This window comes from Streptomyces sp. NPDC048516, assembly GCF_043199875.1.
Classification (GTDB): Bacteria; Actinomycetota; Actinomycetes; order Streptomycetales; family Streptomycetaceae; genus Streptomyces.
In genome coordinates this window covers 647381-670056 of record NZ_JBICWS010000002.1, presented here as the reverse complement: position 1 = coordinate 670056, position 22676 = coordinate 647381, and the positions used below count along the sequence as shown (strand labels likewise).

Annotated in this window: 18 protein-coding genes; 9 read left to right on the top strand and 9 right to left on the bottom strand. The window is 71.7% G+C overall.

Annotated features, from left to right (window positions below):
- Window positions 1-10 precede the first annotated feature (10 nt).
- Complete coding sequence (locus ACGFR7_RS06835; RefSeq protein ID WP_393313938.1) at window positions 11-277, top strand: hypothetical protein; 267 nt, start codon at window positions 11-13, stop codon at window positions 275-277.
- 157 nt (window positions 278-434) lie between these two features.
- Here ACGFR7_RS06835 and ACGFR7_RS06830 read toward each other — a convergent pair whose 3' ends face one another.
- The 5 genes from ACGFR7_RS06830 to ACGFR7_RS06810 form a co-directional block, all read right to left on the bottom strand.
- The gene (locus ACGFR7_RS06830) at window positions 435-1688 is read right to left on the bottom strand and encodes a styrene monooxygenase/indole monooxygenase family protein (RefSeq protein WP_393313936.1); all 1254 of its coding nucleotides are present in this window, start codon (window positions 1686-1688) and stop codon (window positions 435-437) included.
- An 89-nt stretch (window positions 1689-1777) separates the two neighbouring features.
- Window positions 1778-2395 (bottom strand): ATP/GTP-binding protein, encoded by a 618-nt coding sequence (locus ACGFR7_RS06825; protein WP_393313933.1) that lies wholly within the window; start codon window positions 2393-2395, stop codon window positions 1778-1780.
- A 37-nt stretch (window positions 2396-2432) separates the two neighbouring features.
- Window positions 2433-2834 (bottom strand): DUF742 domain-containing protein, encoded by a 402-nt coding sequence (locus tag ACGFR7_RS06820; RefSeq protein ID WP_086720132.1) that lies wholly within the window; start codon window positions 2832-2834, stop codon window positions 2433-2435.
- A gap of 73 nt (window positions 2835-2907) precedes the next feature.
- Window positions 2908-3402 (bottom strand): roadblock/LC7 domain-containing protein, encoded by a 495-nt coding sequence (locus tag ACGFR7_RS06815; protein ID WP_393313930.1) that lies wholly within the window; start codon window positions 3400-3402, stop codon window positions 2908-2910.
- The gene (locus ACGFR7_RS06810) at window positions 3399-6458 is read right to left on the bottom strand and encodes a nitrate- and nitrite sensing domain-containing protein (RefSeq protein ID WP_393313927.1); all 3060 of its coding nucleotides are present in this window, start codon (window positions 6456-6458) and stop codon (window positions 3399-3401) included. The genes ACGFR7_RS06815 and ACGFR7_RS06810 overlap by 4 nt, the downstream gene beginning before the upstream one ends.
- Before the next feature lie 575 nt (window positions 6459-7033).
- Here ACGFR7_RS06810 and ACGFR7_RS06805 point away from each other — a divergent pair.
- Window positions 7034-7879: a hypothetical protein gene (locus tag ACGFR7_RS06805; protein ID WP_393313924.1), complete on the top strand. Its 846-nt coding sequence runs from the start codon at window positions 7034-7036 to the stop codon at window positions 7877-7879.
- A gap of 295 nt (window positions 7880-8174) precedes the next feature.
- Here ACGFR7_RS06805 and ACGFR7_RS06800 read toward each other — a convergent pair whose 3' ends face one another.
- Window positions 8175-8666: a MarR family winged helix-turn-helix transcriptional regulator gene (locus ACGFR7_RS06800; protein WP_393313921.1), complete on the bottom strand. Its 492-nt coding sequence runs from the start codon at window positions 8664-8666 to the stop codon at window positions 8175-8177.
- Window positions 8667-8955: 289 nt separating this feature from the next.
- Between ACGFR7_RS06800 and ACGFR7_RS06795 the strand changes: the two genes are divergently transcribed.
- Window positions 8956-9813 carry a lysozyme gene (locus ACGFR7_RS06795; RefSeq protein ID WP_393313918.1) on the top strand — a complete coding sequence of 286 codons (858 nt, stop codon included), beginning with the start codon at window positions 8956-8958 and terminating at the stop codon, window positions 9811-9813.
- A 145-nt stretch (window positions 9814-9958) separates the two neighbouring features.
- On the opposite strand, the gene lon is transcribed toward ACGFR7_RS06795, so the two are convergent.
- Both lon and ACGFR7_RS06785 read right to left on the bottom strand, forming a co-directional pair.
- Window positions 9959-12415, bottom strand: a complete 2457-nt coding sequence (gene lon, locus ACGFR7_RS06790) for an endopeptidase La (RefSeq protein ID WP_393313916.1) — start codon at window positions 12413-12415, stop codon at window positions 9959-9961.
- Between the two features lie 103 nt (window positions 12416-12518).
- Entirely contained in the window at window positions 12519-13355 is an 837-nt protein-coding gene (locus tag ACGFR7_RS06785) for a pentapeptide repeat-containing protein (RefSeq protein ID WP_393313913.1), read from the bottom strand.
- Between the two features lie 187 nt (window positions 13356-13542).
- Here ACGFR7_RS06785 and ACGFR7_RS06780 point away from each other — a divergent pair, with 187 nt between their 5' ends.
- Complete coding sequence (locus ACGFR7_RS06780; protein ID WP_393313910.1) at window positions 13543-14070, top strand: YfbM family protein; 528 nt, start codon at window positions 13543-13545, stop codon at window positions 14068-14070.
- A 148-nt stretch (window positions 14071-14218) separates the two neighbouring features.
- The gene (locus ACGFR7_RS06775) at window positions 14219-14770 is read left to right on the top strand and encodes a hypothetical protein (RefSeq protein ID WP_393313907.1); all 552 of its coding nucleotides are present in this window, start codon (window positions 14219-14221) and stop codon (window positions 14768-14770) included.
- Between the two features lie 19 nt (window positions 14771-14789).
- Here ACGFR7_RS06775 and ACGFR7_RS06770 read toward each other — a convergent pair whose 3' ends face one another.
- Window positions 14790-15653: a rhomboid-like protein gene (locus ACGFR7_RS06770; protein ID WP_393313904.1), complete on the bottom strand. Its 864-nt coding sequence runs from the start codon at window positions 15651-15653 to the stop codon at window positions 14790-14792.
- 242 nt (window positions 15654-15895) lie between these two features.
- Here ACGFR7_RS06770 and ACGFR7_RS06765 point away from each other — a divergent pair, with 242 nt between their 5' ends.
- From ACGFR7_RS06765 to ACGFR7_RS06750, 4 genes are all read left to right on the top strand, one after another.
- Window positions 15896-16660 (top strand): spermidine synthase, encoded by a 765-nt coding sequence (locus ACGFR7_RS06765; protein ID WP_393313901.1) that lies wholly within the window; start codon window positions 15896-15898, stop codon window positions 16658-16660.
- 72 nt (window positions 16661-16732) lie between these two features.
- Window positions 16733-17470 (top strand): response regulator transcription factor, encoded by a 738-nt coding sequence (locus ACGFR7_RS06760; RefSeq protein ID WP_350253908.1) that lies wholly within the window; start codon window positions 16733-16735, stop codon window positions 17468-17470.
- Window positions 17467-18594, top strand: coding sequence for an ATP-binding protein (locus ACGFR7_RS06755; RefSeq protein ID WP_393313898.1), 1128 nt, complete (start codon window positions 17467-17469; stop codon window positions 18592-18594). Before ACGFR7_RS06760 ends, ACGFR7_RS06755 begins: the two co-directional genes overlap by 4 nt.
- Before the next feature lie 237 nt (window positions 18595-18831).
- Window positions 18832-22662 carry a multifunctional oxoglutarate decarboxylase/oxoglutarate dehydrogenase thiamine pyrophosphate-binding subunit/dihydrolipoyllysine-residue succinyltransferase subunit gene (locus ACGFR7_RS06750; protein WP_393313895.1) on the top strand — a complete coding sequence of 1277 codons (3831 nt, stop codon included), beginning with the start codon at window positions 18832-18834 and terminating at the stop codon, window positions 22660-22662.
- The last annotated feature ends 14 nt before the right edge of the window (window positions 22663-22676 follow it).

The following is a 22676-nucleotide window of genomic DNA, read 5'->3' as shown; positions in this document are numbered from 1 at the left end:
CACTGAGGGCGTGAGAAGCGAGAACACCCTCTTCGTCGGGGGCCCGCTGGACGGGCGGGTGCTGCCCGTCCTGGTCGGCGTGACCGGCCAGCCGCCGAAGACGTACGAGGTCCCGGTGCCGCACGACCACGACCGCCCGCCGACGGTGCACGTCTACCGTCGTGTCCCGGCACGGGTGGGCCGCCTGGGCCTGCCCAGCGGATGGAAGTACGAGTACGCCCCGGAGGGCAAGGCGCCGGACGGCGGGCCCAAGTGGCCCTGGCGCAAGCCTCGTTGAGCGTCGTTGACCACTCCCCCGCGGGCTGCCGCCGCACCACGGCACGCGCCGCGGCGGCAGCCCGCAGAACCCGCCCTTCCCCGCCAAAGGCGGGGAGGAGCAGGCACGGCGGTGCCACCCGCCCAGGCGGGAGGACGGCCCCCGCCGCAGGCGGTTTTCAGCCCGTCAGAGAAGCCAGGTACGCATTCGTCTTCTCCGGCTCGTAGAAGAAGTTCTCGAAGTCGGACGGGTCGTTGAAGCCGTTGGCGAAGCGGTCGGCAACCGGCTGCAGCTGGCCGGCCGCGCCGATGAGGTTGAGGATGTGCTCCGGCGGCGGGGCCAGCATCGCGTTGGTCCACTTGGTGACGTACTGGGCGGTGTTCCAGTAGCGCTCGAAGGTGCCCTGCATCCACTCCGCGTCGAAGGGCTGGTCACCGCGCTCGACGATGGAGGACAGGTAGGAGGCGGCGCACTTGGAGGCCGAGTTGGAGCCCTGGCCGGTGATCGGGTCATTGGCGACCACGACGTCCGCGACACCGAGCACCAGACCGCCGGAGGGCAGCCGGCCGATGGGGTGGCGCACGGTGGGGGCGTAGCGGCCGGCCAGCGTGCCGTTGGCGTCGGTCAGCTCGACCTTGGTGGAGCGGGCGTACTCCCAGGGCAGGAACTTCTCCATCAGCTCCAGCGTCAGGGCAAGGTGCTCGTTGGGGTCCTTGACGCCCTGGAAGGCGTCCAGCGGACCGCCGGGTATGCCCTCCCAGAAGAGGATGTCGGCGCGGCCGGAGGTGGTGTACGTCGGCATGACGAACAGCTCACCGACGCCGGGCACCAGGTTGCAGCGCACCGCTTCGAACTCGGGGTGCTCGGGGCGCGGGCCCATGCCGTGGACGTAGGAGACGGCGAGCGCGCGCTGCGGGGTGTCGTAGGGCGAGCGGGAGGCGTCCCGGCCGAACATGGACACCAGCTCGCCCTTGCCGGCCGAGACCAGCGTCAGGTCGTAGCGGCTCGCGAAGAAGTCCAGGTCGGAGACGGCGGCGCCGTGGATGACGAGCTGGCCGCCGCGCTGCGCGAAGGTCTCCATCCAGCCGGCCATCTTCACCCGCTGGTCGACGGACTGGGCATAGCCGTCCAGCTTGCCGACCCAGTCGATGGCGCGCTGCGAGCCCTCGGGGGCCTCATGGCTGCCGGGGGCGGCGACCGAGACGCCCAGGCCCTCGATGCGCGGGGCCTGGTTCTCCCAGAAATTGATCTGGAGGTCGCGCTCGTGCTGGAGCGCGGTGTGGAACATGCACTGCGTCGACATGACCCGGCCGGCGCGGATCTCGTCGGCCGTGCGGTTGGACATGAGGGTGACCTCGTAGCCCTTGGTCTGGAGACCGAGGGCGAGCTGGAGACCGGACTGGCCGGCTCCGATGACGAGTATTTTCCGCATGGCGGCACTCTTCTCTGCTACTGCTGGTGTTCGGGGAGGGGAAGGGGGAGGGTGGCCCGTACGGGGCCGTGGCCCCGTACGGGGGCCGGTTACTCGGGCGCGGTCTCCAGAGCGTGGCCGACCAGCGCGAGCAGCGACTCGATCACCGTGACCCGCTTCCGCGCGTCCATGATCACAACGGGCACGTGCGGCGGCACGGTCAGCGCGTCGCGCACATGCTCGACGGCGAAGGCCTCGGTCCCCTCGAAGTGGTTGACCGCGACGACATACGGCAGTCCGCAGCTCTCGAAGTAGTCCAGTGCCGGGAAGCAGTCCTCCAGACGCCGGGTGTCGGCCATCACGATCGCACCGATCGCACCGCGCACCAGGTCGTCCCACATGAACCAGAAGCGCTGCTGCCCGGGCGTGCCGAACAGGTACAGCACCAGCTCCTGGTCGAGGGTGATCCGCCCGAAGTCCATCGCGACCGTGGTCGTGGACTTCTCCGGGGTGGCGGTCAGATCGTCCGTCTCCGCGCTGGCCTGGGTCATCACCGCCTCGGTCTGGAGCGGGGTGATCTCCGAGACCGATCCGACGAACGTGGTCTTGCCGACGCCGAAACCGCCCGCCACCACGATCTTGGTGGCGACCGGCGCCCGCGAACGGTCCGTCTGCCAGCTCTGCAGCCCCGCGTCGGCGGCCTGGACCGCCGGGTCGGCCGGGCTCACGGAACCGGGGGTCGCCGTGGGCCCGGCCGATATCGTGTCAGAGCCTGTGAAGTCCACTCAGCACCCTTTCGAGCAGCGCGCGGTCGGGCCGGCCGGAGCCGTGCCCGGTGCCGTAGACGCGAATCTTTCCCTGGTCGGCGAGGTCGCTGAGCAGTACACGCACCACGCCCAGCGGCATCTTGAGGAGCGCGGAGATCTCCGCGACCGAGCGCATCCGGCGGCACAGCTCGACGATCGCGCGCATCTCCGGCATCACCCGGTCGCCCCAGCCGCCGGAGGTCAGCTCGCGCCGTTCCTCGGGCGCCTCCAGCGCGGCCACGAACGTCTCGACGAGCAGGACATGGCCGAACCGCGTCCGGCCGCCGGTGAGCGAGTACGGCCGCACGCGCGAGGGTTTCCGCTCCCCGCCGCGTACGGGGAGTTTGCGGGAGCTGCTCATGCCGAAACCTCGCTTCGTCCGCCCTCGCACTCGCTCGGGGCGCACCTCTCCATGGTTCGCTCACTACGTTCGCTCACTGGGGGCTCTCCATCGACTTACGCAATTCACTGCGGAGTTCGGGGGTGAGGACATGACCGGCCCGGCCGACGAACAGCGCCATGTGGTAGGCGATGACGCTCATATCGCAGTCCGGGGTGGCATGCACCCCGAGCAGCGAGCCGTCACTGATCGACATGACGAACACGCTGCCCTCGTCCATCGTGATCATCGTCTGCTTGACCGCCCCGCCGTCCATCAGCTTCGCGGCACCCTGGGTGAGGCTGCCCAGCCCGGAGACGATGGTGGCCAGGTCCGCGCTGGATCCCCGCGGACCGTCACCCCCGCCCGGCCGTGCCACCTCCTCCGCCCGGCCCGGGTCGGACGACAACAGCAGCAGGCCGTCGGAGGAGACCACCGCGACCGAGCGGATTCCCGGTACCTCGTCGACCAGGTTGGTCAGCAGCCAATGCAGATTCCTTGCCTGACTGCTCAGACCTTGTCCATAAGCAGTGGGCGCTTGCGCCTTCAATCGCGTGCCTCCTCGACAACGTGGCTCTCTCCCGGGGCCCCCGCTCCGTCGGTGTCCGTCTGTGGGATGGTCAGCTCCGCTGTACGTTCCGCGATCTCGGCTTCGACCTCGCGCCGGCCGTCTCGCGCCCCCGCCTGAAATCCGCCGAGGCGGCGCCGCAGCGCCTCGGCATTGGCCGAACCGCTCTTGCGCGGTGCGGTCGGCGCCTGTTGCTGCGCCACGACCTTGGGGGTGCGCTTGGGCAGCCCCATGGAGGTCGTCCGCCGCTCCCCCGCGGGCGGGGCGGCGGCGGTCTGTGGGTCGGCCGGTGTGCCGGCCGGGGACACGTCGGCGGGTGCCGCGTCCGTGTCCGTGGGTGCCGCGTCCGTCCCGGGGCCCGTGTGCTGGTCGGGACCGATGGCGTAGGGGTCGGACGAGGGTGCTCCGGCGCCGTCCGGCGTCTGGTCCGCGGACCGGCCCGCGGCCGGGTCCGCCGCCGGGGTGGCGGCCGGGGCGGCGTCGTCCTCGGGCCGAAGGTGCTCGCCGGCGCCGCTGGTGGTGGCGGCATAGGGGCCGGGCGACTGCGGGCCGTACGGGCTCGGCTCGGAACCGGAGTACGTGGTGGGGCCCGCGGGCTGCGGCTCGGTGGGTGCCGGTCCGTCCGGCACGCCGAGTCCGGCCGCGTCGATCGCGCGCTCCGCGGCGGCGACGAACGGGTCGGCGGCGGGGGCGGGCGCGGGGCCGGCGTCCGGGGTGCCGTCGTGGCCGGCCGCCGGCGCGGCTGCCCGGCCGGCCGGCTGCCCGGCCGGCGCGGGGGTGTCCTGGGCCGGACCCTGGCCGGGCTCGCCGGCCGGGGCCGCGGCGGCGGCCGGTGGGCCGGCCGGGGCTGCCGGGTCTCTGCGGGCCGCCCTGGTCGGCAGCGCGTTGGAGTTCGCCTCGGCGACCGAGCCGGGCAGGCTCGGGGTGTGCGCCACGTCCTGGGGCGCACTCGCCGGGGAGGCCGACGGGGCCGGGCGGGTCGGCAGGATCGAACCGGGCAGGACGACGACGGCCGTGACGCCGCCCTGCTTCGCGTCCCGCAGCTGGACCCGGACGCCGTGCCGGGCGGCCAGCCGCACCACGACGTACAGGCCCAGACCCAGCGCCTCGTCGACGGTCTCGGAGAACGAGGCGGCTTCGACGTCCGTCAGCCGCTCGTTGAGCTCGGCCATCCGCTCCGAGGTCATCCCTATGCCCTCGTCCTGGACGGAGAGCATGACCTCGCCGCTCTCCAGCAGCCAGCCGGACAGCTCGACATGGGCGTCCGGCGGCGAGAAGGCGGTGGCGTTCTCCAGGAGTTCGGCGACCAGGTGGCTGATGTCGTCCGCGGCGAATCCGGCGACCTGGGAGTGCGGCGGCAGCGACTGGATACGCACCCGCTCGTAGCGCTCGATCTCACTGATCGAGGCGCGCATCACGTCCAGCAGCGGTACCGGGCCCTGGTGGTTGTTGCTGTACTGCTCGGCGCCCGCCAGGACGAGAAGGTTCTCGCTGTTGCGGCGCATCCGGGCGGCGAAGTGGTCGAGCTTGAAGAGGGTTTCCAGCCGCTCCGGGTCCTGCTCGCTCTCCTCCAGCGACTCGATGACGCCGAGCTGGCGCTCCACGAGGCCGAGGGTGCGCAGCGAGAGGTTGACGAACCGGCCGTGCACACCGGCGTGCAGGGCCGCCAGCCGCTCGGTGAGATCGGCGATCTCCTCCTTCAGGCCCTCGCCCTGGTCCTGCAGCACCTCGCGCTCGGCGACCAGCCGCTGCCGGCCGCTGATCAGCCGCTTGCGCTCGCCCTCCAGCTCGGCGGTGCGCCGCGCCAGCTCGCCGACCTGGGCGTGCAGCGCGTTGACGGACCGCACGGTGGTGGCGAATTCGTCGTTGCGGCCCTTGTAGGTGAGGGGGTCCTCGTGTGCGGGGTCGGCGGCCAGGCGCTTGGCGCCGATCCGCAGCGCGGCCAGCGGCTGGGTCAGGGAGCGGGCGGCCCAGACGCCGGCGCCGACGGCCAGCAGCAGGCACAGCCCTTCCAGGCCGATGCGGATCTCCAGCTCCGTGACGTCGTCGTCGCGCAGCGCGCCGAGGTGCTGGATGTCGGCGGTGGCCATGGCGGATTCGACGCCGCGCATCAGTCCGATGCGGCTGGTGAGCGTGGCCTGGACCCGCTGGCGGCTGAGCCGCAGATCGGTGGCGTCCAGCCGGGGCTGGTCGGTCAGCCGGGCCAGATAGCGCTCGGCGGTGTTGACGTCCTCGCCGTTGACGGTGCGGACGTATCGGTCCCTGGCGCCCTGGCTCGCGGCCTGCTGGAAGTCGCCGAGCGCGCCCTGTTCGCGAAGGTGCGCGACCTGGGCGAGGTTCGTCAGCCGGGGCTGGCTGCCGCCCGCCTTGAGCGCGGCGAGCAGCAGGGCCCGGGTGCCCGCGGCCTGTTCGGCGGCACGGCCGAGGGCGGGCAGCGCGTGGATATCGGCGTCGGCGGAGTTCGCGCGGGCGGGCAGTTCGCGGGCGATGTCGTCGCCGATCGCACCGAGCGCCTGGATCGTCTGGGTATAGGCGGTATGGATCTGCTCGGCCGATGCACCCGCGGACAGCGCCTTTTGACGGGTTTGCGGCAGCGCCCCCAGGAGTTTGGCGGCGGCCTTGTACACCGCGGTCTCGCCCGAGGCGTCCTGCGCCTCGGAGCGCAGTTCGCCGATCTGCCGGTCCACGCGGGCCCGCTGGGCCCGCAGGGCCGCGGCGTCGTCCGTCCGGGCGGCCCGCGCATCGTTGACGGCGGAGTTGCCGAGTCCCGCGGCCGTACGGCTGCCGTGGCCGGTGGCGACGTATGCGGTCATACCGTCGCGTTCGTCGGCGAGGGAGTGCGCCAGCGCGATGGCCTGCGCGTTCAGCTCGGCCAGATCGACCAGTTGCTGGCTGTGGGTGGCGTCGTCGGCCGTGGCCGTCAGCCCGGGGACGCCGGAGCCGAGGACGGCGGCGGCCACGACGGCGACCGCCCCGACGAGCCGGTTGCGCACGCGTGCGGGACGCCGTCCCGCACGGTCCTCGCCGCCCTCCGTCATGCCCGGACCCGTACCAGGACCCGAGCCCGTGCTCGGTCCCGAGACCGAACCGGCCGGTGATCCCGGCTTCCTTGCGCCGCCTCGAAGCCGCATCTTCCGCACCGCTGCTCGCATTCCTGTCTCGCCTGTCCACGCCATATGGCGTCGCGGACCCGGCTCGCTCTCCGCTCACGGGGGCGGACCTGCGCGAAGACGCAGCAGCACACACTTCCGCGAGGGGAAACAGCCCGGCTCTGCGCGTCGCGACGAACGTCCTGGCCCCACCCCATGACCGGGCAACGACCATTCCACCGGCGCCGCGCAGTGGCTCGGCAACACATGCCCGGCCACCTGAACGAGTGAACATCAATCGGAGTTTGACCATCAACTTCCGTGCGCCAACGTTTTCGGCCGCAACGTCGTCCCGCCCCCGAACGGGTTTGGAGATGCGTCCGGCTCCTGGAAGGATGCGCGCCCGCACGCCGCCGCCCCGGCGGTCCTTACCTCCGGTACGCCGCCGCCCCGGCCGCCCTCCGGCGCCGCCGCCGGCCCCTGCCGCCGGGGTCGGAGCCGGGACCTCCGGCAGACTGACGGCCATGCGCATCGAACTCGCCACCGAGCCGGGTGACCCCCAACGCCCAAACGAGGACTACGCATCGGTCGCCCTGCCGGCCGCCGGCCAGGGCGGAGCCCTCGTCCTGCTGGACGGGGTGACGCCTCCCGAGGAGGACTACGGCTGCCGCCACACGGTGCCGTGGTTCACCGCCCGCCTCGGTGGCGCAATGCTCGAACTGTCGGTTTCACACCGGGATATGACGCTCGCTGAGGTTCTCTCCTCGGCCATCTCCCGGACGGCCGATACTCACCGGTCAACCTGTGACCTTTCTCACGCCCGCACTCCACAGGCAACCGTGGTCTCCGCACGGTGGTCCGGGGACACCGTCGAATACCTCGTCCTGTCCGATTCGGTGCTGCTCCTGGAGTGGGCGGACGGCTCGGTGCAGCCGGTGCTCGACCCGCGGCTGGACGAGCTGCCGCCCGCGGTCCGCGACCGGCGCGCGGCCGTCCGGGCACTGCCCCGCGGATCGGCGGAACGGGCCGCGGCGGGCCGGAAGTACGCCCGCGCGGTCGAGGCACTGCGCAACGCGGAGGGGGGCTTCTTCACCGCGGCCGCCGACCCGGCGGTGGCCACCCGGGCGGTGTCCGGCAGCGTGCCGCGCTCCGGCCTGCGTTCGCTGACCGCGCTCAGCGACGGTGCGGGCCGCTGGACGGAGGTCTTCCGCGAGGGCTCCTGGGCCGACTGCGTGGCGCTGGTGGCCGGGCAGGGCCCGCAGTCGCTGATCGACCGGGTCCGGGCGGCGGAGGCGGCGGACCCGAAGTGTGCGGCGTATCCGCGCGGCAAGGCGCGGGATGACGCGGCGGTGATCTTCGTGGCGCCGTGACGGAGCGGCGCCGTGACGGAGCGGCGCCGTGACGCCATGGCTCCGTGATTCTTGTGGCGCGGTGTTTCCTTCCGGGGCCGGGATTTGGGGCGCCGGGCTTTGGGGGCGCTGGGCTCTGGGGGCGCTGGGATTTTGTGCCCCGGGATGTTGTGCCCGGGCTTTTGTGGCGCCGTGACAAACACCGGCGGACGGGAAATTTCTCCCGGCGTCGGGGAACGGCACCACGGCGAGGCGGGTCCCGGGGGCCGAGGCCACCACTCCCCGCCGTGCAGGACGCCCCCCAGGAGAGACGCCCCTAGACCTCGTCCCCCTCCTGCTCCGTGTTCAGCCGGTGCAGCAGACGGGCGAGTTCGGCGACCTCGGTGCGGTCCCAGGAGGCGAGGCGGCGGGCGTACTGGGCGCGGCGGCCGGTGCGGACGCGGGTGAAGCGGTCGCGGCCCTCCTCGGTGAGGCGTACCAGGACGGCACGGCCGTCGGCGGGATCCGGCTCGCGGGCGATGAGTCCGAGCTTTTCCAGGGCGTGCAACTGGCGGCTCATCGTGGCCTTGCCGACGCCGAAGAAGCCGGCGAGGCCGGTGGCCCGCTGGGTGCCGGCGTCGGCCAGCCGGACGAGGAGGCCGTACGCGGAGGGCTCCAGGTCAGGATGTACCTCTCGTGCCAGTTCGCCGGACGAGGCACGGGCCCGGCGGAGAAATACCGCCAATTCGCGTTCCAGGGCCAGAAATACGTGGTCCACACCAATTGGTTCGCCGTCCGCCGTCGTACCGTCGGCTCCGGTGTTGTGCACGTCAGCGCCCCTTCTCGCTTTCCCTCACCTGAAAGTTTCCGCCATCGGCGACTGAAGCCGCAGCTCGGCCAGTATTTCGCAGGAGTAGACCAACGGCAGCACGGCGCCCCTCTTTTGTCACGTCGTTCTACGCGCGTACCGTCATTTCTGGCATGGGCATACCAAGAGGCCCCGGGCTGTCAACGGTCCGCCGCGCGCCCTGCCCGTCGCACCGCCGCGTCCGCACGCCTGCGCCATGCCGTCAGTTCCTCCCCCCTCAGGTCACCCACCGAGATCTTCGGAGGCACGTATGTCCGTGCTCAGATCCGGCTTCCCCCACCGACCCGCACGCTCCCTCACGACCCTGGCCGGGGTCCTCCTCGCGGTCCTCTCCCTCCTCCTCGGGCTGCCGGGTACCGCCGGAGCCACGGCCACCCGGCGCGCGCCCGAGCCCCGCCACCCGGGCCAGGACTGGGCCGGTTCCCAGATCGCCCGGCACGAGGGCACCGTGGCCGGCACCACACCGCCGGCGTCGTCACTCGCGTCCGTCGAGGGTGTGGACGTCAGCAGCCACAACGGCAGCGTCGCCTGGTCGACGCTCTGGAACAGCGGCGTCCGCTTCGCCTATGTCAAGGCGACCGAGTCCACCAGCTACACCAATCCGTCCTTCGCGCAGCAGTACAACGGCTCCTACAACACCGGCATGATCCGGGGCGCGTACCACTTCGCGACGCCCGACACCTCCAGCGGTGCCGCCCAGGCCACCTACTTCGTCAATCACGGCGGCGGCTGGTCCCGGGACGGCAAGACGCTGCCCGGCGCGCTCGACATGGAGTACAACCCCTACGGCGCGACCTGTTACGGGCTGAGCGCGGCCGGCCTGGTGAACTGGATGAAGGACTGGTTCGCCACCTACAAGGCGCGTACCGGCCGGGACGCCGTCATCTACACCTCCACCAGCTGGTGGAAGCAGTGCACCGGCAACTCCGCCGCCTTCGGCGCCGTCAACCCGCTGTGGATACCGCGCTACGGCTCCTCGGCCGGCGAACTCCCGGCCGGCTGGGGCTTCCACACCATCTGGCAGTACACCTCGTCCGGCACGACGGTCGGTGACCACAACCGCTTCAACGGCGCGCTGGACCGTCTCAAGGCCCTCGCCAACGGCTGATGCACGGGCGTGCGGCCCCTCTCCACGCCCGGGCCGTACGCACGAGCGGGCCCCTGCCGCACACCGGGTGCGGCAGGGGCCCGTACCGTTTCCGGCCGGGTCCGTGAGGCCGGGGCCGTCAGGCCGTGCCCTCAGGCCGTGCCCCTCAGGCCGCGACCGATATCTCCGGGGCGGCCCCGTGCGCGGCCGGGGTCAGCGCCAGTTCCAGCACCTGGCGGACATCGGCGACCGGGTGGACCTCCAGGGAGTCCAGGATCTCGGCCGGTACGTCGTCCAGGTCCGGTTCATTGCGCCGGGGGATGATGACGGTGGTGATCCCGGCCCGGTGCGCCGCCAGCAGCTTCTGCTTGACGCCGCCGATCGGCAGCACCCGCCCGGTCAGCGAGACCTCACCGGTCATCGCCACCTCCGGCCGGACCTGCCGGCCCGACAGCAGCGAGGCCAGCGCCGTCGTCATCGTCACGCCCGCGCTCGGCCCGTCCTTGGGGACGGCGCCCGCCGGTACGTGCAGATGCACACCGCGCTCCTTCAGGTCGGCGACCGGAAGCTCCAGTTCGGCACCGTGGGAGCGCAGGAACGACAGCGCGATGTGCGCGGACTCCTTCATCACGTCACCGAGCTGGCCGGTCAGCTGGAGCCCGGAAGCGCCGGTCTCCGGATCGGCGAGCGAGGCCTCCACATAGAGGACATCGCCGCCCGCGCCGGTGACCGCGAGTCCGGTGACCACCCCGGGCACCGCGGTGCGCCGCTCGGCCGGGTCCTGCGCCGCCTCCGGGGTGTGGTGCGGCCGCCCGATCAGCGGGCGCAGCTGGTCCGTGCCGACCGTGAACGGCAGCTCCCGCTCCCCCAGTTCGTGCTGTGCGGTGACCTTCCGCAGCAGCCTGGCGACGGCGCGCTCCAGATTCCGTACGCCCGCCTCACGGGTGTACTCCCCCGCCAGCTTGCGCAGCGCGTCGTCCTCCAGGGTCACCTCGCCGGTCTCCAGACCGGCCCGCTCCAGCTGGCGCGGCAGCAGGTGGTCCCGGGCGATGACGACCTTCTCGTCCTCGGTGTAGCCGTCCAGGCGCACCAGCTCCATCCGGTCGAGCAGCGGCTCGGGGATGGCTTCGAGGACATTGGCGGTGGCCAGGAAGACCACATCGCTGAGGTCGAGTTCGACCTCCAGGTAGTGATCACGGAAGGTGTGGTTCTGCGCCGGGTCCAGGACCTCCAGGAGGGCGGCGGCCGGGTCGCCCCGGAAGTCGGAGCCCACCTTGTCGATTTCGTCGAGCAGCACCACCGGGTTCATCGACCCGGCCTCCTTGATGGCCCGTACGATCCGGCCGGGGAGCGCGCCGACGTACGTACGGCGGTGGCCGCGGATCTCCGCCTCGTCCCGGACGCCGCCGAGCGCGACCCGGACGAACTTCCGGCCCATGGCCCGCGCGACGGACTCGCCGAGCGAGGTCTTGCCGACCCCGGGCGGCCCGACGAGCGCCAGCACGGCGCCGCCCGCACGTCGCCCGCCGCCCTGGCCCGCATCGCCGCGCGATGTCCCCTTCGACGGCCCGCCGACCGGCCCGAGGCCCCGCTCGGCCCGTCGCTTGCGGACGGCCAGGTATTCGGTGATCCGCTCCTTGACGTCCTCCAGGCCGAAGTGGTCGGCGTCCAGCACCTCCCTGGCGCCGGTGATGTCGTAGGCGTCCTCGGTGCGTTCGTTCCAGGGCAGTTCCAGGACGGTGTCCAGCCAGGTGCGGATCCAGGAGCCCTCGGGGCTCTGGTCGCTGGACCGCTCCAGCTTGTCGACCTCCTTGAGGGCGGCCTTGCGGACGTCCTCGGGCAGGTCGGCGGCCTCGACCCGGGCGCGGTAGTCGTCGCTCTCGTCCTCCGGATCGCCGTTCAGGTCGGCGAGTTCCTTGCGGACCGCCTCCAGCTGCCGCCGCAGCAGGAACTCCCGCTGCTGCTTGTCGACGCCTTCCTGGACGTCCTTGGCGATGGATTCGGCGACGTCCTGCTCGGCCAGGTGCTCGCGCAGCGCCTCGGTGGCGAACTTCAGCCGGGCGACCGGATCGGCGGTCTCCAGCAGATGGACCTTCTGTTCGGTGGTCAGGAACGGCGAGTAGCCGGAGTTGTCGGCCAGCGTCGGGACGTCCTCGATCTGCTGGACGCGGTCGACGACCTGCCAGGCGCCGCGCTTGCGCAGCCAGCTGGTGGCCAGCGCCTTGTACTCCGTGACGAGTTCGGTCACCGCGCCGGGCAGAGGCTCGGGGACCGTCTCCTCGACGGCCGTGCCCTCCACCCAGAGGGCGGCGCCGGGCCCGGTCGTGCCGGAGCCGATCCGCACCCGGCCCAGGCCCCGGATCAGGGCCCCGGGATCGCCGTCGGACAGCCGCCCGACCTGCTCGATCCGCCCGAGCGTGCCGATGCCGGCGTAGGTGCCGTCGACGCGGGGAACGAGCAGCACCCGCGGTTTGTTACCCGGGGTGGCGGCGGCCTGCGCGGCCTCCACCGCTGCCCGTACGTCCGCGTCGGACAGGTCCAGGGGCACCACCATGCCGGGGAGCACGACCTCGTCATCGAGGGGCAGCACGGGCAGAGTGAGCGGAGTGGACGTCGAAGCCATGATCTCCCCTTCGGCAAGCAAGTTGAGCTTTACCCACTCAATGCAGCCGGATCAGGAGATGTTCCCCGCTGTGCGTTCGCTGTGAGCGATCGGACGCGGCGCGCTACCAGTGGGCGGGGCGGGACAAGCCCTGCGGCAGCTTGGCCGCCGCGTCGCCCTTGGCCGCGTTGAGCTGCGACTGGGTCAGGAAGAGGGCGCCGGTGAGATCGGCACCGCTGAGGTCGGCGTCCCGCAGATCGGCACCGATCAGGTCGGCGGTGCGCAGATCGGCGCCCTTGAGGTCGGCGGCGATGAGGTAGGCACCGCGGAGGTTGGCGCCCCGGAGACGCGCCCCCTTGAGGCGGGCCCCCATGAGATCGGCTCCCCGCCGCTCCTTCTTGCGGCCCGGCACCCCGGCCCGTACGAGCTCGCTGGTGCGCAGCAGCAGGGCGTTGACCTCGCCCCGGTGGGCCGGCACATCGAGCGCCGTGAGCTCCTGGGCGCCCGCGCGGGTGAGGCCTTCGGTCTTCTCCAGCGCGGCCCGCAGCTCGGCGTGCACCGGACGGGCCGCCGGCCGGGCCAGCGCCTCGGCCAGGTACCAGAGGAGTTCGTGCAGCTGCCGCATGACGGGGAAGACGTCGAACATCTGCCGGGCGGTCTCCGGGGCCCGGCGCCAGTCCCGTCCGCCGAAGGTGACCTGGGAGACCTTCTGCCCGGCGCCGAAGCAGTCGAAGACGGTGCAGCCGGAGAAGCCGCGCCGGCGAAGGTCGGTGTGGATGCCGCAGCGGAAGTCCGTCTGCAGGTTCGGGCAGGGCCGGCCGGCGTCCTTGTCGATCGCGAAGTCCGCCGAGGCCGCGAACGGCAGCGCGACACAGCAGAGCCCGAAGCAGCTGCCGCAGTCGGCCTGCAGGCCGAGATCGGCGGTGTCCGGAATCGATTGCTCGTGGTCGGTCGATGGCATGCGGTCTGGGGACAAGGCGGGTGCACTCCTGCGGCCGGCAAGCGCCGCACGAGGCCGCGCTCGGAAGGGGCCGCCATTCTCCCAGGCGGCCACGGCACCCCGCCCCTGGCCTGATTCGCTCGCTGCGGGAGAGCAACGGCCCCATCGCCGGCCGGTGTTGTCAGTGGCCGCCTCTAGCCTCAAGACCATGAGCATGATCGGACAGTACGCATGTGTCACCCCTGCCGAACTCGACCGCGCCCTGGGCGATCCCGAGTGGGCGCTGGAGCTGGTCGGCGAGTGGATGGAGGCGGAAGCAGAGGCGGAGACGGAGACGGAGGCGGCCGGGTCTTCGCAGTCCGCGCCGGCGCGCTGCATGGACGTCGACAAGGCCTGGGACGCACTCGGATTCCTGCTGCGCCGGGCGGCCTTCCCGGTGGACATCGTCCATGGCGAGGCGGCCGTCCCGGATGCCGACGACTGGGGCTACGGCCCGCCCCGATACCTCACCCCCGAGCAGGTGCGGGCCGCCGCCGGGGCGCTGGCGGAGATATCCGGCGAACGGCTGACGGAGGGCGTCGGCCCGGCGGATCTGGCCGCGGCGGAGGTGTACCCGGCGATCGTCTGGGAGCGGGGCGAGTCCCTGGACTATGTGCGCGAGCATTACGAGCAGCTGCGGCCGTTCTTCCGCACGGCGGCGGACCAGGGGGACGGCATGCTCATGTGGCTGGGATAGCGGTCCGGCCGGGTCCCCGGACGGCTCGGGCAAGGGGCTGCCGGGCCCCCGGACGGCTCGGGCAGGGCGTCGGCCGGGGCCGGGCGGTCCGTACGGAAGACCCGCCGCCTGTGTCCTCACACCCCGTCATGACTGCTACCTTCACCGCATGTTGCAGCGGACGTCCGGAGTCTTCATCGGCGCATTCTTCGGCACGGTCTTCGTGGTCGCCAATGCACACGCCCCGCTGAATCCCGCGCTCGGTATCGCCCTGCGGGTGCTCGCGGTGCTCACCTTCGCCGGGCTGCTGACGCTGGCGCTGCGGGCCGGGCGCCGCGGGCAGCCCGCCGAGGGCGCCGAGGGTCCCCGGGCGGACTGGTTCCGGGGGCGGTTCGCGTTCGTCGTGGGGGCCGAGGTGGTGCTGCTGATCGGCGGCAATCTCGCGCTCCGGGCCGCGGGCGCCCCCGAGCCGACCGCCGTGGCCTGGACCGCGCTGATCGTCGGTCTGCACTTCATCGCGCTGTCGGCGATCTGGCAGCGGCGCAGCATCGCCGTCCCCGGTGTCGCGCTGACCGCGCTCGGGGTGACCGGGCTGGTCATGGCGGCGACCTCGGCCGTGGCATGGGTGCCGTTCGTCAGCGGTGTGCTGTCCGGCGTGGCGCTGCTGGGCGGCTGCGCCTACGCCATCGCCCATACGTACCGCTCGGCCGTGCGGCCGTGAGCCCGCGGCCGCCGGGCGCTCAGTAGGTCCGCACGCCCCGCAGCGCCTGGTGCCCCAGGTCGCCCAGGAACGGCGCGGGCCGGGCGTGCCGGGTGCGCCAGCGGCGCAGCAGCGGCCAGCTCACCAGCCCCAGGGTAAGCGAGAGCAGATGCCCCCAGTCGGTCATCGGGTCGATGGAGGCGAGCAGATCGGTCACGGCCACGTACCCGACGCCGGCCAGCACGGGCCAGCGCAACCAGGCGGGCAGCAGGCCCGCGAGGGCTCCGATGCTGGTCATCACGCCGAAGCTGATGCCGTAGTCGAGACGGTGCAGCGAGCTCTCCGGCAGCCGGCCGGCGGCGACCGAGAAGGCGACGGGCAGCTCGGTGGCGAGGGTGGCCAGCGCATGGCCGCCGAAGAAGACGGCGGCGGTGCGCAGCCCGCCGATCCGCCGCTCCAGCGCCGTCAGGACGAAGAGGAAGCCGATGGCGTACGCGGAGGTCATACCGCCCGCGATCCACAGGGCGCTGGCGACGAGCACCAGCAGCGGGGCCTGTGCCAGGTGGACGACGTCCGTACTGGAGCCCTGCAGCAGGTCGGAGACCAGCGCCGGGTCGGCGTACTCGGCGAAGAGCGAGGTGGCCACGAGGAGGAGGGCGTAGCCGAAGGTGAAGGGGGTGCCGGCGGGAGTGGGCAGCAGCCGCCACGGCCGTCGCCGCGGGGGCGCCGGCAGCGCTGCCTGCTCCGCCGTCACGAGGGCCGGCCGGGAGGGGCGCTGCCGGGGGATGCCCGGCAGCAGGTCCGGCGGAACGGCCGGCGCCGCGCCCGGCCCGTTACCCGTCCCCGGAATGGCGGACGGCGCGCGATCGGCCCGTGCTCTCGCGGCGGTTCCCAGCCAGCTCACTTGTCCGAGGCTCCTTCCGTCCCTGGCGGATCCGGTCAGCCACGCCCGTCCCCCCGGCCGTGGTTTCCCTGCCTTGCCCTACGTCGCGGACCAGCCTGCATGCTCAACCCATGAAGAAGCTGTGTGAGTGATATCCCTCACACAAGGCAACCGTCCGAAGGGGCGTCACGTCCGTGCCGCCGCCGGCGGACTCCTGCTCCCGGCGTTGGACCGGCGCGGCCCGTATTGGTCACCATGACGCCATGGCTCCCGTTACTCCGACGCAGGCAACGACCGGCCTCCCCGAGGCCCCTCGCACCCTCGACCGCCGCGAGGGCCCGTACGGCGAAGTGGTGCTGCGACAGCGGGGCGGACCCCCCGCAGGAACCGGAGTTGAGGCCTCCGGCGCCCCCGCCGCGCCCATGATCTACGAGATCATCGCCAATGGCTGCTTCCTGATGGACACCTCCGACGGCCGGTCCGAGCGGCTGCTGATCGACGCCGCTCTGGCCGCGCTGCCGGCCGACCGGGTGCGGCCCTCCGTACTGATCGGCGGCCTCGGCGTCGGTTTCTCCCTGGCCAGAGCGGCCGAAGTGCCGCGCTGGGGCCGGATCGTCGTCGTCGAGCGCGAGGAAGCGGTCATCGACTGGCACCGCACGGGCCCGCTCTCGGCGGTCTCGGCACCGGCGCTGGCCGACCCGCGCAGCGAGATCCTGCACACCGACCTGGTCGCCCACCTGCGGACCCGAGCGGGCCAAGACACCTATGACGCCCTGTGTTTGGACATCGACAACGGACCCGACTGGACCGTCACCGAGGACAACAACAGCCTCTACTCCCCCGGCGGACTCGCCGCCTGCCGGGACCGCCTGACCCCCGGCGGGGTGCTCGCCGTCTGGTCCGCGCAGCCCTCGCCGGCCTTCGAGGAAGCCTTGCGAAATGCCGGATTCAGCGGGGTACATACGGAAGAGATCCCCGTTGTCCGAGGCGTCCCTGACGTGGTCCATCTCGCGCGGAAGGGCGCGTAGCCGACACTCACACCATGCCCGTACGCTGCTGCCCAGCAATACGCGACCACGCAGGGGATGCAGGGGCGGGCGATGGACCAGACTCAGACAACGCAGGGCGGCGCCGCCGCCACGCCGGGCGCCCAGCGCCGGGTACTGGTCGTGGAGGACGACCCGACGATCGTCGAGGCCATCGCGGCCCGGCTGCGCGCCGAGGGCTTCCAGGTGCAGACGGCGACCGACGGGCCGGCCGCGGTGGAGACCGCGGAGGCCTGGCAGCCGGATCTGCTGGTCCTTGATGTGATGCTGCCGGGCTTCGACGGCCTGGAGGTGTGCCGCCGGGTCCAGGCCCAGCGGCCGGTGCCCGTGATGATGCTCACCGCCCGGGACGACGAGACCGACATGCTCGTCGGCCTCGGCGTCGGCGCCGACGACTACATGACCAAGCCGTTCTCGATGCGGGAGCTGGCCGCCCGGGTGCACGTCCTGCTGCGGCGGGTCGAGCGCGCCGCGCTGGCCGCGCACACCCCGCGCAGCGGCATCCTCCGGCTGGGCGAGCTGGAGATCGACCACGCCCAGCGCCGGGTACGGGTGCGCGGCGCGGACGTCCATCTGACGCCCACCGAGTTCGATCTGCTGGTCTGCCTGGCGAACACCCCGCGCGCGGTGCTCTCCCGTGAGCAGCTGCTGGCCGAGGTGTGGGACTGGGCGGACGCCTCCGGGACCCGCACGGTCGACAGCCACATCAAGGCGCTGCGCCGCAAGATCGGCGCCGAGCGCATCCGTACGGTCCACGGCGTCGGCTATGCCCTGGAGACCCCGGCCGCATGACGCGGCGGCGGTGGCACACGCCCGTGCGCGAGCTGGGGCGGCGGGTCTGGGAGGGCCTGCGCCCGCTCGACCCGTACCGCTCGGTGAAGGCCGCGCTCGGCGCGCTGGTCAGCGTCTCGGTGATCATCACCACGCTGCTGGTCTTCGTCGCGATGCACTCGGCCACCGAGCTGCGGGTGATCACGATCTTCTCGGTGATCGCCTCGCTACTGATCACCCAATTCGTGGCCAACAGCCTGACCGCTCCGCTCGACGAGATGACGGACGTCACCCGGTCGATGGCGCACGGTAACTACAGCCGCCGGGTCCGCTCGGAGCGCCGCGACGAGTTCGGTGATCTGGCGAACGCCTTCAACCGGATGGCGGCCGACCTGGAGGCGGTGGACACCCACCGCAAGGAGCTGGTGGCGAATGTCTCGCACGAGCTGCGCACCCCGATCGCCGCGCTCCGTGCCGTCCTGGAGAACGTCGTCGACGGGGTCAGCGAGCCGGACCCGGAGACCATGCGGACGGCGCTGCAGCAGACCGAGCGGCTGGGCCGCCTCGTCGAGCACCTTCTCGACCTGTCCCGGCTGGACAACGGGGTGGTGCCGCTGCACGCCCGGCGCTTCGAGGTCTGGCCGTATCTGTCCGGGGTGCTCAAGGAGGCCAACATGAGCCGGGGCGCCTCCACGCTGGCCGGGGTGGCCGGCTCCGGCACCCACACCCGTACGGATGTCCACCTCCACCTCGATGTCTCGCCGCCCGAGCTGACCGCGCACGCGGACGCCGAGCGGCTGCACCAGGTCGTGGCCAATCTCATCGACAACGCGATCAAGCACAGTCCGCGGCACGGCCGGGTCACGGTGCACGCGCGCCGCGGCGAGGGCCCCGAGAGCCTGGAACTGGACGTGCAGGACGAGGGGCCCGGCATCCCCGAGTCGGAGCGCTACCGGGTCTTCGAACGGTTCAACCGCGGCGGCCCGGCGCCCTCGGGCCCCGGCTCCGACGGGGGCACCGGCCTGGGCCTGGCCATCGCACGCTGGGCCGTGGACCTGCACGGAGGACGCATCGGCGTGGCCGAGTCGCCCCGCGGTTGCCGGATCCGGGTCACTCTTCCGGGGTTGGAGTCAGCTCGAAGCTGACGGCCGCTGACGTAGGGTCGGTGGTGGGAGCGTTCCTGCGCGGGTCCCACGGCGATGAGCCCTACCCGCACACAGGCAAACCTCGTGCTTTTCCCGCCAAGTCCTGCCCCGAAACCCCTCCGGGAATGTGACGTACGTGACGAGTGACCCTCCCGGTCTGCATCCGGGGTCACAACAGGCGTAGCCTTTATTCCCGCTGTCCACCACCTTAGGAAGCGGAAGAGGGCGGTTGCCGCCGTGTCGCTACAGTCCCCCAACAGCTCGAGCATCTCGACCGACCAGGAGGGGCAGGGTAAGAACCCTGCCGCCGCGTTCGGTCCCAATGAGTGGCTCGTCGACGAGATCTACCAGCAGTACCTCCAGGACCCGAACTCGGTAGACCGAGCCTGGTGGGACTTCTTCGCCGACTACAAGCCGGGCGGCGCCACCGCGCCGGGCCAGGCGGCGGAGGGCTCTGCCCCCGCTCCGGCCACCCCGGCGCAGTCGTCCCCGGCGGCGCCCGCCGCGGCGGAGCCGAAGCCTTCCGGTGCGAGCACCGGCTCCACCGGAGCGGCAGGCGCCGCGCTGCCTTCTGAGCCGGTCACCCCGGCGAAGCCGGCCGCGAGCGCGCCGGCCCCGGCCAAGGCCGCTCCGGCGAAGTCCGCGCCGGCCAAGCCGGCCGCCAAGGCCTCCGCCCAGAAGGCCGACGGCGAGGTCACGGCCGGTCCGGAGTTCGTCACGCTGCGCGGCCCGTCGGCCGCCGTTGCGAAGAACATGAACGCCTCCCTGGAGCTGCCGACGGCCACGTCCGTCCGCGCGGTCCCGGTGAAGCTGCTCTTCGACAACCGCATCGTGATCAACAACCACCTCAAGCGCGCCCGCGGTGGGAAGGTCTCCTTCACCCACCTCATCGGGTACGCGATGGTGCAGGCCCTCAAGGCCATGCCGTCGATGAACCACTCCTTCGCGGAGAAGGACGGCAAGCCGACGCTGGTCAAGCCCGACCACGTCAACCTCGGTCTGGCCATCGACCTGGTGAAGCCGAACGGCGACCGCCAGCTCGTCGTCGCCGCCATCAAGAAGGCCGAGACGCTGACCTTCTTCGAGTTCTGGCAGGCCTACGAGGACATCGTCCGCCGGGCCCGCGACAACAAGCTGACGATGGACGACTTCACCGGAGTCACCGCGTCGCTGACGAACCCGGGCGGCATCGGCACCGTGCACTCCGTGCCGCGTCTGATGCCCGGCCAGTCCATGATCATGGGCGTCGGCGCGATGGACTACCCCGCGGAGTTCCAGGGCACCTCGCAGGACGCCCTGAACAAGCTGGGTGTCTCCAAGGTCATGACACTGACCAGCACCTATGACCACCGGGTGATCCAGGGCGCCGCCTCCGGCGAGTTCCTGCGCATCATGAGCCAGCTGCTGCTCGGCGAGAACGGTTTCTTCGACGACATCTTCAAGTCGCTGCGGATTCCGTACGAGCCGGTCCGCTGGCTGCGGGACATCGACGCCTCGCATGACGACGACGTCACCAAGGCCGCGCGGGTCTTCGAGCTGATCCACTCCTACCGGGTCCGCGGCCACGTCATGGCCGACACCGACCCGCTGGAGTACCACCAGCGCAAGCACCCCGACCTCGACATCACCGAGCACGGCCTCACCCTGTGGGACCTGGAGCGCGAGTTCGCGGTCGGCGGCTTCTCCGGCAAGTCCATGATGAAGCTGCGCGACATCCTGGGCGTGCTGCGCGACTCGTACTGCCGCACCACCGGCATCGAGTTCATGCACATCCAGGACCCCAAGGAGCGCCAGTGGATCCAGGACCGGGTCGAGCGCTCGCACAAGTCGCCCGAGCGTGAGGAGCAGCTGCGCATCCTGCGCCGGCTGAACTCCGCCGAGGCGTTCGAGACGTTCCTGCAGACCAAGTACGTCGGCCAGAAGCGCTTCTCGCTGGAGGGCGGCGAGTCCGTCATCCCGCTGCTGGACGCGGTCATCGACTCCGCGGCCGAGTCGCGCCTGGACGAGTGCGTCATCGGCATGGCCCACCGCGGCCGCCTCAACGTCCTCGCCAACATCGTCGGCAAGTCCTACGCGCAGATCTTCCGCGAGTTCGAGGGCAACCTCGACCCGAAGTCGATGCACGGCTCCGGCGACGTGAAGTACCACCTGGGCGCCGAGGGCACCTTCACGGGCCTCGACGGTGAGCAGATCAAGGTCTCGCTGACCGCCAACCCCTCCCACCTGGAGGCCGTCGACCCGGTCGTCGAGGGTGTCTCGCGCGCCAAGCAGGACATCATCAACAAGGGCGGCACGGACTTCACGGTCCTGCCGATCCAGCTGCACGGTGACGCGGCCTTCGCGGGCCAGGGCGTGGTCGCGGAGACGCTGAACATGTCCCAGCTGCGCGGCTACCGCACCGGCGGCACGGTGCACATCGTCATCAACAACCAGGTCGGCTTCACCGCCGCCCCGGAGTCGGCCCGCTCCTCCATGTACGCCACCGACGTGGCCCGCATGATCGAGGCGCCGATCTTCCATGTGAACGGCGACGACCCCGAGGCCGTCGTCCGCGTTGCCCGTCTGGCCTTCGAGTTCCGCCAGGCGTTCAACAAGGACGTCGTGATCGACCTGATCTGCTACCGGCGCCGCGGTCACAACGAGTCGGACAACCCGGGCTTCACCCAGCCGCTGATGTACGACCTGATCGACAAGAAGCGCTCGGTGCGCAAGCTCTACACCGAGTCCCTGATCGGTCGCGGCGACATCACGCTGGAGGAGGCCGAGCAGGCGCTGCAGGACTTCCAGGGCCAGCTGGAGAAGGTCTTCACCGAGGTCCGCGACGCCACGACGACGCCGGCCGCCCCCGAGGTGCCGCAGCCGAAGGCCGAGTTCCCGGTCTACGTCGACACCGCGATCTCCCAGGAGGTCGTCAAGCGGATCGCCGAGTCGCAGGTCAACATCCCCGAGCGGGTCACCGTCCACCCGCGTCTGCTGCCCCAGCTGCAGCGCCGCGCGGCCCAGGTCGAGGACGACACCATCGACTGGGGCATGGGCGAGACCCTGGCCATCGGCTCGCTGCTGATGGAGGGAACGCCGGTCCGGCTCGCCGGCCAGGACTCCCGCCGCGGCACCTTCGGCCAGCGCCACGCGGTGCTGGTGGACCGGGAGACCGGCGAGGACTACACCCCGCTGCTCTACCTCGCCGAGGACCAGGCCCGCTTCAACGTCTACGACTCGCTGCTGAGCGAGTACGCGGCGATGGGCTTCGAGTACGGCTACTCCCTGGCCCGCCCGGAGGCGCTGGTCATGTGGGAGGCGCAGTTCGGTGACTTCGTCAACGGCGCCCAGACCGTCGTCGACGAGTTCATCTCCTCGGCGGAGCAGAAGTGGGGCCAGACGTCCGGCGTCACCCTGCTGCTGCCGCACGGCTACGAGGGCCAGGGCCCGGACCACTCCTCGGCCCGGATCGAGCGCTTCCTCCAGCTGTGCGCGCAGAACAACATGACGGTCGCCGCGCCGACCCTGCCGTCGAACTACTTCCACCTGCTGCGCTGGCAGGTCCACAACCCGCACCACAAGCCGCTGGTCGTCTTCACCCCGAAGTCGATGCTGCGTCTGAAGGCCGCGGCGTCGAAGGCGGAAGAGTTCACGACGGGCGGCTTCCGCCCCGTCATCGGTGACTCCACGGTCAAGGCCGAGGATGTCCGCAAGGTCATCTTCTGCTCCGGCAAGGTCTACTACGACCTGGAGGCCGAGCGCGAGAAGCGCGGCGCGAACGACACCGCGATCGTCCGCATCGAGCGCCTTTACCCGCTTCCCGGCAAGGAGCTCCAGGCGGAGATCGCCAAGTTCCCGAACGCCGAGAAGTACCTGTGGACCCAGGAAGAGCCGGCGAACCAGGGTGCGTGGCCGTTCCTCGGCCTCAACCTGATCGACCACCTCGACCTGGCCGTCGGTGCCGATGTCCCGCACGGCGAGCGCCTGCGCCGCATCTCGCGGCCGCACTCCTCGTCGCCGGCCGTCGGCTCCGCCAAGCGCCACCAGGCGGAGCAGGCACAGCTGGTCGCGGAGGCCTTCGACGCCTGAGGCGCCGGGCCGCC